We start from the raw sequence: 12,863 nt of genomic DNA on the forward strand, positions 1-12,863 counted from the left end.
ATGAAAAGAACCATACTATTTGCTGTTTCATGCTTCGTGATAAGTTGGGTGACAGCGCAGGAAAAGAACGAAATAATCGGTACCGGTCAATTAAATGATTTCGATTATTTTGCATCGGTCAGTACACTTGAAAAAGTAAAAGACAAAGATGCCGGTGTACTTCGTAAACTGGCAGTGGGATATGATATGATCGGGAACTACGCAAACGCAGAAGCATGCTATGCCGCTATTTGTAAACGCGCAGACCGTATTCCGGACGATCACTTGCAATATGCACGTATGTTGATGAAGAATCAAAAATATACGGAAGCGGAGGCGCAATTGAGAATTTATTCGGAATTGAATCCGAAGGACAGTGAAATGGATCGTTTTAAATTGTTGAACGAATCATTGACCAAGTTTTCTACTCAGGGAGTTGCTATAAAGGTCCAAAATGCTCCGTTCAATACGGAACAAGAGGATTTTGGACCGGCAATCCACAATGGGAAATTGTATTTCACTTCATCGCGGAGAAAGAGTGAGGCGGTGAACAGGACCTGGCTGGGGAACCGGTTGTCCTTTCTGGATTTGTATACGGCAGATATCAATCCTTCGGATAATAACATATCCAATATTCAAGCCATCAAAAACAAGAAGGTAAACAAGAAATACCACGAAGGCCCGGTAGCCTTTTCACCGGATGGAAAACAGGCTTTTATTACCCGGAATAATTATACGGAAAAGGCGGTGGACGGGACAAGGCATTTTTCCTTGTTTGTTTCCAACCTGGAAGGAGCAACCTGGTCTGAACCTGTACCGATTGTTTTTAACAGTACAGATTATAGCGTAGGACATGCCACCCTTTCTCCGGATGGAAAAACCTTGTTTTTTGCTTCTGATATGCCCGGTGGAAAAGGAGGAGTGGATATTTACCGTTCCAAATGGCAGGACGGGAATTGGTCTGTTCCGGAAAACATGGCTTCGATCAATACGAGCGGTGATGAAATGTTTCCGTTTTTCCATGAATCAGGGGTTTTCTTTTTCTCCTCCGATGGCTATGCAGGTTATGGAGGGTTGGATATCTTTGTGGGACAATACAAAGATGACGACATCAAACAAACCCGGAATGTAGGTGCACCGTTCAATTCTTCAGGAGATGATTTCTCCGTGTGGATGAACAAAGACGCCAAATCAGGAATGTTCTCTTCGAACAGAGCCGGAGGGAAAGGGAACGATGATTTGTATACCTATACCATGGACAAACCATTCACCTTTTCACGGATAATTAAAATTACCGTGAAGGATGAGAAAGGGAATAAGCTGACAGGTGTTCAGATCAACTTAAAAGATGCTTCGGGTAAAGATCTTGGAACACTCACATCTGATGAAAATGCGGAAGCAAAATATGAAACACCCGAAACCGGTTCTTTTAATTTCGCCGGATCGAAAAAGGACTACTTTGAAGCGGGCGGAAGTGTCGCGGTAACTGACGAATCTCCGGAGATGTTAGTTGCTGAACTGGTCCTGGAAAAAGATCCGGGGTTCATGCTTTTGGTACAGGTGTTGGATAAAAAATCGAGTGCCGCTCTGGATAGCGTAAAGGTGACACTGATCAATAACATGACCGGCAAGGAAGAAGGTGTTTTCTATACCAATAAAGATGGTCAGATCAAACGACCGATCTATGACAAGAAGTTAAATGACCGCGTTTCTTACAACATCCGCCTGGAGAAAAAAGGGTATTTACCGAAAGGAACAACTTATAACAAAGAGCTGACTGCTCCGGGAGTTTACGATGTTTCGAAAGATCTTCCCCTGAAGCTGGAAAAAATGGAAGTAGGAACGGATCTGGCAAAAGCAATCGATCTGAAACCAATTTACTTTGATTTGGCAAAATACAACATTCGTCCGGATGCAGCATTAGAGTTGGATAAGATCGTAGCAATCATGAACGAGTTCCCGACCATGGTGGTTGAATTGGGGTCTCACACGGATTGCAGGGGAACGGCGGCGAAGAACCTGGAGCTTTCCCAAAAAAGAGCAGATGCTTCGGCAGAATACATCAAAGCTCGTATTAAAGATCCTTGGAGAATTTCCGGAAAAGGGTACGGAGAATCAAAAATAATCAATGGTTGTACCTGCGAAGGACCGAAAAAACAACCGAAGTATACCGAAGCGCAACATGCAGTGAATCGTAGAACAGAATTCCTGGTAGTGAAGATTTAACATTGGTGTCAAAGACAAGGTTTAATTAATAGGAGCCCCTTCGAATCGTATTCGGAGGGGCTTTTTCATTGGATCCCTTGTTTTTATGTGTCGTAGCCTGAAGTTTTTTCATTCGAAAGCGACTCGAAATAGTTAAAAATTAGTTGAATAATTAAATAAATGTAAACTTTAAAACAAAAATTGCGAACGAATTGTGAATTTATTACTGGTTGAAGCGAATTAGTTTATTAACATCTATTCACCTGATAATCAATTAGTTAATCAATTTTAGATTGATTTGATGCTTCGTTAAATCAGTTTGTTTTCCGGGTTATCTTTACATTCAGATTCAACATACCCTTGTGAGGGTATATTTAATATATTATATTTCGCTAAAGATCCCTAAAAAGGGGTTTTATATAGGGAGTGATTTTGATTTGTTACAACTGCACAAATCAATAAAAAAGATATCGAGTAACATGCTGCTCACAACATGAAATATGCGTTGCTCAAAAGATGCTCTTACGCAAGAGTTAGTTAGGTTAAGTTGTAGTAGAGAAGCCCATCGAACATTATTCGATGGGCTTCTTTACATATATAGATTGGTTTCTAACACAAGTCTCCCGGTCCTCTTAGTTTGCAATTTATATTTTAGTTCTTCAATCCTTTTCGCAACTTCTCCATATGCTCCATCTCCATTTTCAGGTATTTGGCTGTATGGGAAACGTCTGTATATTTTTTAATGATTTCTTCCGGAGTTCCGGTGCAGACAATATTTCCGCCACCACGACCACCTTCCGGACCAACGTCAATAATATGATCAGCGACCTTTACAATGTCCAGGTTGTGTTCAATCACCAAAACCGTATTTCCGTCATCTACCAGGCGCTGCAATACTTCGATCAGCATACGGATATCTTCAAAATGCAACCCGGTACTCGGTTCGTCCAGGATGTAAATCGTATTTCCTGTTCCGCGTTTGGTTAGTTCACCTGCCAGTTTGATACGCTGCGCCTCACCACCGCTTACGGTTGTGGAAGGCTGTCCCAATTTGATATAACCCAATCCGACCGAGTTTAAAGTTTCCAGTACCCGGTGAATCTTCGGAACATTTTCGAAGAAAACAACGGCGTCTTCAATCGTCATTTCCAATACATCATTGATGGATTTTCCTTTGTAACGTACTTCCAATGTTTCGCGGTTGTAGCGTTTTCCGTTACAGGTTTCGCATTCCACGTATACATCCGGGAGGAAGTTCATCTCGATCACCTTCAATCCGCCTCCGCCACAGGTATCACAGCGTCCGCCTGCTACGTTGAAGGAGAATCTTCCGGCTTTGTACCCGCGGATTTGTGCCTCCGGAAGTGCTGCAAACAAGGAACGGATCTCCGTGAATACATTCGTATAGGTTGCCGGATTACTGCGCGGAGTTCTTCCGATCGGACTTTGGTCGATCTCAATTACTTTATCCAAATGCTCCAGTCCTTCAATTTTCTTGTAAGGCATGGGTTTCTTCACTCCATTGTAAATATGTGCATTCAGAATAGGATAAAGCGTATGGTTGATCAGGGTAGATTTTCCGCTTCCCGAAACACCGGTTACACAGGTCAGTGTTCCCAACGGGATCGTCAGATCTGCGTTTTTCAAGTTGTTCCCTGAAGCACCTTTTAATACCAGCTTCTTCCCGTTCCCTTTCCGGCGTTTTTTCGGAATTTCAATTTCCAGTTCGCCTTTCAAATATTTCGTAGTGATAGAATCTTTGGATACCAGCTCGTTGAATGGCGCTGCATTCACAATTTCGCCGCCATGGACACCCGCTCCCGGGCCGATATCGACTACAAAATCCGCAGCTTCCATCATTTCCCGGTCGTGCTCAACGACGATGACCGAATTTCCGCCGTCACGTAACCGTTTCAGGGAGTTGATCAGGCGTGTATTGTCCCGTTGATGTAGTCCGATACTGGGTTCGTCCAAAATATACAGTACGTTCATCAGTTCAGATCCTATTTGAGTAGCTAACCGGATGCGTTGTGCTTCTCCGCCCGACAAACTTCTTGCGGAACGATGCAGGGTCAGGTATTCCAGCCCGACTTCCAAAATGAATCGCACACGTGCACGGATTTCTTTCAGAATTTCCGTTCCGATAACCTGCTGTTCGCTGTTTAATGAATCTTCGATGTTTTCCAGCCAAAGAGCCAGTTCCTGGATGTCTAGTGTAGCCACTTCTCCCAGTGTTTTTTCATTCACTTTGAAATGAAGTGCTTCTTTTTTCAGGCGTGCTCCATGACATTCCGGGCAGGTAATTTTATTCATAAAACTTTGTGCCCATCGTTGGATTCCTGCTGTACTTTCTTCCGCATGACGAGCCATAAAGTTCCCGAGTCCTTCAAATTGAATGGTTGCCTCTTTGCCGCTTTGCTCTAATCCTTCGTTTCCGTTTAGGATCACATGGATCAGGTCATCGGGAAGGTCTTCGATAGGAGTGTTAATGGTATATCCTTCCTGTTGGAGAAAGGATTCAATGCGATCAAAGAACCAGTTACGTTTGTATTCTCCAATGGGAGCCAGTCCCCCTTTTTTGATGCTTAATTTCGGATTTGGAATGACCTTTTCGCGATCGATCTCAGAAATTTCTCCTAATCCGACACAGGTAGGGCAAGCTCCATAGGGTGAATTGAATGAAAATAGGTTCGGTTCCGGTTCCGGGTAGGAGATACCGGTTGTAGGACACATGAGCAGGCGTGAAAAATGACGCACCTGGTTTGTCTCAAAATCCTGGATCATCATACTTTTCCCACCATGTTTCATGGCGGTTGTAATGGCGTCGTATAATCGTTTGCGGTCATCCGCTTTTACCTGGATCCGGTCAATAACAATCTCAATATCGTGGATTTTATAACGGTCCAAACGCATTCCTTTGGTAATCTCCTGGATTTCTCCGTCGATCCGGACTTTGGAGTAACCCATTTTGCCGATCTGTTCGAATAATTCCCTGTAATGCCCCTTTCGGCCTTTGATCTTGGGAGCAAGGATCAGTACTTTCTTTCCGTCGAATTGCCCGATGATCAAATCGGTGATCTGGTCATCCGAATATTTGACCATTTGTTCTCCTGTTTCGTAGGAGTATGCTGTTCCGATCCGTGCATAAAGCAAACGCATGAAATCGTAAATTTCAGTAATGGTGCCGACCGTAGACCGCGGACTTCTGGAAACTGTTTTTTGTTCGATCGAGATCACGGGACTCAAACCGTTGATTTTATCCACATCGGGGCGTTCCATTCCGCCGAGGAACTGTCTGGCGTAAGATGAGAAGGTTTCAATATACCTGCGCTGGCCTTCAGCGAAAATCGTATCGAATGCAAGTGAAGATTTCCCGCTTCCGCTTAAACCTGTAAAAACAACGAGTTTGTCTCTGGGGATTTCTAAATGGATGTCTTTTAAATTGTGTTCTCTGGCTCCGTAGACTTCAATTGTTTTTGTTTGTTCGTCAAAACTCATGTCAGAATATGTATAATCTTTATTTTAATATATTTTGATTCAAATAGTTCAAGAGGTTGAAAGTCCCGATAGCTATCGGGATCAAAAGTTTAATGGTATCTGAACCTTTTAATTTTAAACCTGTTCCCGTTCTTGCTGAAAAATTTCAAGTCATCTGTCTTTTGCCTAAACGCTAAAATTATTTGTACGCACCATAAGGTTTCAGATTTTCGGAGGCCGCAGGTAAAAGAAGGGTGAATTTCGCTCCTTTTTTAACGGTCAATTTGGTCGTCTTTAACCAAGGGTTTAATTTACGAAGAATTTTAATATTAATGCCCTGGTCATTTGCCCAAAGTGCCAGGTTCGGAATACTTTCTTCAACAATTACTTTTTGAATATGAAACGGCTCGTACAATTCCATTTTTTCGGGATAGAATCCGTAAGCTTCCGGGTTTTCGTAAATTAATTTCGTAGCCAAAAGCCGGAAAACATACCTTCCCGTTTCACTGTTTTGATACGTGTCGAAATAATGCTCGGTTTTTTGCCACTCCATATCTTCGATGACGCCGCCAACACCACGGTTATAAGCTGCTGTGGTCATTACCCAATCGTTTAGTGTCCGGTAGGCATCTTTTAAATAGCGACAAGCGGCTCGGGTACTTTTTTCAATGTTCAAACGTTCGTCGATTTCCGCATTCATCTCCAGGTTATACAATTTGGCTGTTGCGGGCATAAATTGCCAGAATCCCTGAGCACCGACCGGTGAAACGGCTTGCTGCAAATTACTTTCAATAATTGCCAGGTATTTAAAATCATCCGGAACGCCTTCTTCTTTCAGGATACGTTCAATTTCGGGGAAATAGCGATGTGCCCTTTTGATCGCCCCGATCCACGCACTCTGGTAATAAGCTGTTATGAGTACTTCCCGGTCCAAACGTTCACGCAAGTCTTCGTCCTGCAGGTTGATCGTTGTACCTGCAAACTCCATACTTTGCGGCAGATCCGGGAAAATAACGGCGGATGAGGCAAGCACTTCCTTGTGCTTAGCCTCTTTTTTACGTTCTATTGTTTCGCTCCGGCAGGAAGCCAAAAGCCCAACAATGAATAAAAGGAATATCTTGTTCATGCCATGCAGTTAAAGCACTGCAAAATTAAGCAATCTACCTCTTGTGAATAAGTGTGTTACGGTATAAAACGAAAAATACAGCAAAAAAGTAGCTTGTGAGGAAGAAGGACATCCACGGATTGCCCATTTTTGCAAATACCACCGCAAGAATTGTAACCAAGGTCGCCATGAGTCCGATCCCAAGAAAAACGATCCAGACCTGCCGGTCGTTCAAGCCGGAATAAACCAAATGGTGTGTTGTATGATCTTTTCCGCCGACCATCGGAGATTTTCCTTTTCTCAAACGGTTGATCACAACAGTCAGCGTATCCGAAATAGCGGGAGTAAAAGCAATCAGGGTTATGGCGCCTCCCGTTAAGGGATTCAAATGCGTATTGTTCCCGATATTCCACAATTCATGAATCGAAAAGAAAGCAACAAATAATCCGATAAACTGGCTTCCCGCATCACCCATAAATAATTTCGAAGGGTAAATGTTGTAGCCCAGGAAACCGATGATTGCACCGATCTGAATGAGCATCGTCAGTGTCCAGATGTTCATGTTCCAGTCAAAAAGAATAATGTTGCTTGCCAAACAGGAAATCAGCAGGAACAACGCAGTAGTTCCGGTAATTCCATCCATATTGTCGAGCATGTTCAGGGAGTTCATCATGGCTACTACCCATGTTATTGTGATAAAGGCATTGACCCAATAAATTCCGGTCAGTTCGATCATGTTGTGCGTATAGATGAAGATCACCCCGCACAGAATCTGTACAAATAATTTGATAAAAGGTCTGGTATTATATGCATCATCTGCAAGCCCCATAATGAAGGAAATGGTTGCTGCTGTCATCAATCCGACAAATTGCCGGTTTTGAAAGATGTTTTCATTGCTGAAAATGATGGAGTAGGCAACTGTTCCGAAAAAGAAGGCAACAAAAAAACCGATTCCTCCCAAAGAGGGTTTCGATTCATTTGCCCAACGAACGGTTACATCATTCTTGTTCCGGATTCCCAGGCTTTGAGAAAAACGTAAAAGGATTCCGTTAGAGACGTAACTCATGATAATTCCCATAATCAGGAACCCTATACAAGCCAAAGTTATTTCGTACGTCATCTCAACTTATTCAAATGGAGTTTTAAAATCTGCCAGGAGGATTCCCGAAGTATCTTTTGCAGATAAGATCGGATGTGGTTCTCCCCAATGAATGTTTAACGCCGGATCATTCCAAAGGATGCTTCCCTCGCTGGAAGGATGATACCAGTTGGTGCATTTATATTGAAAGATAGTGTCGTCTTCCAGGGTCAAAAATCCGTGTGCGAAACCCTCCGGAATATATGCCTGGGTTTTGTTTTCTTCACTTAAAATAAAAGAAACGTGCTGACCATACGTGGGAGAGTGTTTGCGAATATCCAAAGCAACGTCGAGTACTTTTCCTTTAATCACCCGGATCAATTTCCCCTGCGCATGCGGAGGAGCCTGAAAATGCAAACCCCGCAGTACTCCTTTGGAAGATAAGGATTCATTGTCCTGCACGAAAGAAATTTCAGAACCGATAAAATCATTGAATTTCTTCTGATGGAAGGACTCAAAGAAATATCCCCTGTCATCTCCAAAAATAGTGGGTTGTATCAATATTACATCAGCAATTGCTGTACGTTTAAATTCCATTTAATTGTTTTTTTTCTTCTTTTTATCCTCCTCATCGTAATAGCCATATCCATAACCGTAGCCATATCCATAACCATATTTTCCTTTGAAGGCTTTTGTACCGTTTAAAATAATGTTCAGATGTGTGATTTGGTTCATTTCAAATAATTCGCGCACTCTTCCGGCAAAAATACGCTTGGAATAATGTGCTTTGAAGATATAGATCGGAACATCAGCCTTTGCCAGGATCTGTACACCGTCTGTTACCAGGCCGACCGGAGGATTATCAATGATTACTACATCGTATGCTGCTTTCAAAGCATCCAGGATCTCAAAGAACGAATCACTTAAAATCAATTCCGAAGGATTGGGAGGAATAGGTCCTGCGCTGATAAAATCGAGGTTTTCAATTTCGGAATGGCGGATACATTCTTCCAGTGTGGCTTGTTTGATAATCAGATTGCTGATCCCTTTATCATTGGAAACATTTAGTCCCAAGTGAACTTTTGGTTTCCTTAAATCCAGGTCAATCACGATCGTTCTCTTTCCTGAAAGTGCAATAATTCCCGCAAGGTTCAAGGCTACGAAGGTTTTTCCTTCTCCCGAAATAGAGGACGAAATAGCGATGACCCGTGCGTTTGCATTGATAAAACTGAGGTTCGTCCGGATGTTGCGCATGGATTCGGCCAAAATGGATTTCGGACTGGTATGGATCATCAACTGGCTGAATTCGGAACTCTCTTTCAATTGCGGAATATTTCCCAGGATCGTTACTTTGTCAGGTAATAGGTGTTTCAGGTCTTCAATCGTATTGATCTCATTGAAAGTAATGTACTTGAAGAACAGGAAGGCAAATCCAAAAGTGAATCCTACAAAAACAAAACCTGCATAAACCAGTTTGCGATTCGGGCTGACCGGAACCGTATTGAAAGAAGCCTCGTTCAATATCCGGTTGCTGGAAGTGTATCCCGCATTTGAAATCGAATACATGACTTTCTTCTCAGTAAGCAGGGTATAGTACTTTTCATTTAGGTCCTGCAATGATTTCAACCGGTTGTATTCCATTTTTTTCTGCGGAAGTTTCAGGTATTCACCTTCGATTAACCCGATTTTTCCATTGATTGTACTGATTTGTGACCGGATGCGTTCCTGGATAACCTCCACGCTTCTCCTGATGGATTGGACCTTGGACTGGATGCGTGAATTCAGATTTTTTAATTCCGAATTATTTTCAGAAACATTGGTGAGAAGTTCTTCCTTTCTTTCCAGTAAGGTATTCAGGTCCGTAATTTGTTTGGTCAGGGATAATTCATAGCTTTTCCCCAGCATTTCCGGAATCAGGCGGTAAATATCCAGGCGATTAGGTTCCAGTTTCAGTTTTGAATGCACCGTTTTCAGTGTAGCCAATTCATTCTCCAGTTCGAAAAGCATATCCTGGAATTTATCCATGTTTTCAGTCAGCGAGCCGTTGGTGTTTTCCGGATCTGTCAGACGTGTTTTGCGCTGGAAATCTGTCAGGCTGTCTTTTGAATCTTTTAATTCACCCGAAATAGAATCCAACTGCAACTGGATAAAGGAAAGAATGTTATCCGCACTCTTTCGCTTCATTTCCTCATCGTAATTGAAAAAAGTGGTAGCTACCGATTGAATGATGTCTTTGCACAAATCGGGATTATTTCCGCTGTAGCGAAGTTCAATCGTTTTTGCATTGATATCGATCGGGTTCACTTCCAGGTTGGTGATCAGCCTGGACGCCAGTGTTTTTTGATTGTTAAAGGTAAAGTAAAGCCGGTTTGCCTCATCGTCCTGCTTGAGAATATTCCAGTTTTCCACTTTAAAAGCAATGTCAAAATGCCTGGTGTGAATGGTTTTATTTATCTCGGAGGTTTTTGAGTAGGTTTGACCATTTAATACATAAGTAAGTTTCACCCTGCGATTGTCGGTCGTTTCTACTCCGATCGGTACATCACACAAACTGCTGTCGCGCAGCGCATACGGAAGTACAGTGAAGGTGCTTTGATGGTATTTTTCCTCTGTTAGTATTTTTCCTTCCGCAAAGATCGAAACATTCATGTTCATTTTTGAAATAGCCATTTCGAACAGCAATTGTGATCGGAGTAATTCTATTTCAGAGGAAATGTCATCTATCTTATTGATATTGTCGAGTTCCAGTAATTCCTTTGCCTGATCTTTTTCAACCAGCTGAATGACCATGGTAGAATCATAAACAGGTTTGGTGTATCTCAGGTAAAAAAAAGCGACGCCGAGAAAAAACAGGATTAATAGCAAAACCCACCACCAGTAGCGGCGCAGAACTACATTCACAATGATCGGATTGTAATCCTTGTTGATAAATATGGATGAGTTTGAACTATTCACGCTATTTCAATGTTGAGAGTACGGTAATTATGACCAGGGCACTTGAAACCAGGGAAACAATCGGCGCCACGATCTTTAGTGATTCCTGTCCGACCTGTTCTTTCGGTTCAATGTAAATGTAATCGTTGGCCTGGATGATCATATCGGCATATTGAAGGTTCTCTATTTTCGACAGATCGACCACGTACATGGTGCGCACATTATTGACAACCCGCATAATTTTGACCTTGCTGGCCTTCCCCCGCTCGGCAATTCCACCGGCAAGTGCAATAGCCTCCATGAGGGTCGTATTATTGTTTTGCAGGGGGATGACCTTTGCGGTGCTCCCGTTCCCGGGAAATACGATCACGCGCTGGTTCGTCAGTTTTACCTGGACAAAAGGTTTGTTGTAACCGTTTTTCTGTTCAAATAATTTTGCCAGTGTGTCTTCACATTGTTTGACGGTGAATCCTGCAACGAGCGTCGATCCGAGGATAGGTAAATCAGCTTTTCCGTCGGGCCTTACCACGTACTCAATTTCTGCCTTTGCAATGGCTTCCTTGTTCATTCCTGCCATTTCGTTCACAATGCGCTCGCCTTCGTTGGTATACAGCATAAACGTGAATTTATCGTCCCTGGAGATTTGATATTCCGCCGAAGGCTTCAAAGGAATACTGTCCCTGACTTCTTTCACTCCTTTGGGAGTTCGGAACATGAGATTACTGTTGATCCCACAGGATTGGAACAGGAATAAACCGGCCAACAAGGAAAACAACACTCCTTTATTTTGCATTTTTTCTAGTCTTTTCAATTAGTTCTGCGTAATAATCTTCCATATTTTTCACCAAAGTAGTGTAATGGAATTTATCTCTTACGAAGTTCCAGCCATTTTGTGACATTTTCGAGCGAATTTCTTTATTTTCGATCAATAATTGTAATTTTTCACCGAATGATTTTGCGTCGTTTTTGGGTACGACGAAACCGGTTTCACCTTCTGCCAAAATATCCTTCACGCCTCCCACGTCCGTTGAGATGACAGGAATACCGCTTGCCTGGGCTTCGATTAAACTGACTGGTGTTCCTTCATTGTCCGAACTCAAGCAGATGATGTCCATTCCTGCGTTAAAGGTTGCGATATCTATAATCCAGCTGGTTAGTTCAACCTTTACACCATATGTATCTTCCAATTCCTTTGCCCGTTGTTCGATGGATGCTTTTTCCTGTCCGTCTCCTACAATGAAATAGCGCGCTTTGATTCCTTTCGCAGCAAGTAATTGAATAACATCCAGGAATAGGACATGGTTTTTGATCGGAGCTAATCTTCCCACAATTGCCACAGCAATTTCTTCGTCACCGAGATTCCATTTTTGCCGCGTTTCCATTCTTTTTTCGGGTAAGTTCTCTTGGAATTTACTCAAATCGAAACCCAGTGGAATGACTTTGATTTTATCCGGGCTGCAAATCCCATGAACAGCGCTCAGTTCTTCTTTCTGCATGGGACTGATTGCGACGATTCCGGTGGAAATTTTTGCCAATCTGCGTTCAATGACTTTATAGATCCAGGTTTTTGTCCGGCCAAAATAGGAATGAAAGACGTGACCGTGAAAGGTATGCACGATCACGGGAACGCCACATGCTTTTGCTGCTTTCCTGCCCAGTGCTCCTGCTTTTGCTGCATGGGTATGTACGATGTCGGGCTGAAACTCCCGGATGATTTGTTTGATTTTTCGATAAGCCTCCCGATCCGAGCGAAAATTGGGAATGCGTTTCATCTCGGGAATTAACAAGGGGTTTACCCCATAATTTTCCGGAATGTGCAGGGAATCCGATTCGTCTTTTTCAGGTAAACCGCCAACCAACAAAGTCTCATAGTCTTCCGAGATGAATTTCGTTAAGAAAGTAGCATTATAGGTTGGGCCACCGATATTGAATCGATTGATGATTCGCAGCACTTTTGGCATTATTCCTGAATTGTTATTTTTTTATAAGAACTGTTGCAAAAGTACGGAAAATCTAACTGAAAAGCGTGTAAAATGTTCACTGGAACCCACTATACGGAAACTTTCCTGATCGAACTGTTCAAAA

Annotated in this window: 8 protein-coding genes; 1 reads left to right on the forward strand and 7 read right to left on the reverse strand. The window is 42.6% G+C overall.

The window, feature by feature from the left end; genetic code table 11:
• Complete coding sequence (locus FO442_RS07405) at positions 1-2,205, forward strand: OmpA family protein (RefSeq protein WP_186279972.1); 2,205 nt, start codon at positions 1-3, stop codon at positions 2,203-2,205.
• A 630-nt stretch (positions 2,206-2,835) separates the two neighbouring features.
• Here FO442_RS07405 and uvrA read toward each other — a convergent pair.
• The 7 genes from uvrA to FO442_RS07440 all read right to left on the reverse strand — a co-directional run bounded on the left by uvrA (position 2,836) and on the right by FO442_RS07440 (position 12,739).
• Positions 2,836-5,682 carry an excinuclease ABC subunit UvrA gene (gene uvrA, locus FO442_RS07410; RefSeq protein WP_144332530.1) on the reverse strand — a complete coding sequence of 949 codons (2,847 nt, stop codon included), beginning with the start codon at positions 5,680-5,682 and terminating at the stop codon, positions 2,836-2,838.
• A gap of 178 nt (positions 5,683-5,860) precedes the next feature.
• Positions 5,861-6,787 carry a lytic transglycosylase domain-containing protein gene (locus FO442_RS07415; RefSeq protein ID WP_144332531.1) on the reverse strand — a complete coding sequence of 309 codons (927 nt, stop codon included), beginning with the start codon at positions 6,785-6,787 and terminating at the stop codon, positions 5,861-5,863.
• A 34-nt stretch (positions 6,788-6,821) separates the two neighbouring features.
• Positions 6,822-7,886, reverse strand: a complete 1,065-nt coding sequence (locus FO442_RS07420) for an MraY family glycosyltransferase (RefSeq protein ID WP_144332532.1) — start codon at positions 7,884-7,886, stop codon at positions 6,822-6,824.
• Positions 7,887-7,892: 6 nt separating this feature from the next.
• Positions 7,893-8,441 (reverse strand): dTDP-4-dehydrorhamnose 3,5-epimerase, encoded by a 549-nt coding sequence (gene rfbC / locus FO442_RS07425; RefSeq protein ID WP_144332533.1) that lies wholly within the window; start codon positions 8,439-8,441, stop codon positions 7,893-7,895.
• Complete coding sequence (locus tag FO442_RS07430) at positions 8,442-10,799, reverse strand: exopolysaccharide transport family protein (protein WP_144332534.1); 2,358 nt, start codon at positions 10,797-10,799, stop codon at positions 8,442-8,444.
• A gap of 1 nt (position 10,800) precedes the next feature.
• A complete protein-coding gene (locus tag FO442_RS07435) occupies positions 10,801-11,571 on the reverse strand; it encodes a polysaccharide biosynthesis/export family protein (protein WP_144332535.1) in 771 nt (256 codons plus the stop codon).
• On the reverse strand, positions 11,561-12,739 hold the full coding sequence (locus FO442_RS07440) for a glycosyltransferase (RefSeq protein ID WP_144332536.1): 1,179 nt from the start codon (positions 12,737-12,739) through the stop codon (positions 11,561-11,563). Before FO442_RS07440 ends, FO442_RS07435 begins: the two co-directional genes overlap by 11 nt.
• Between the last annotated feature and the right edge of the window lie 124 nt (positions 12,740-12,863).

This window comes from Fluviicola chungangensis, from assembly GCF_007558725.1.
Classification (GTDB): Bacteria; Bacteroidota; Bacteroidia; order Flavobacteriales_D; family Crocinitomicaceae; genus Fluviicola; species Fluviicola chungangensis.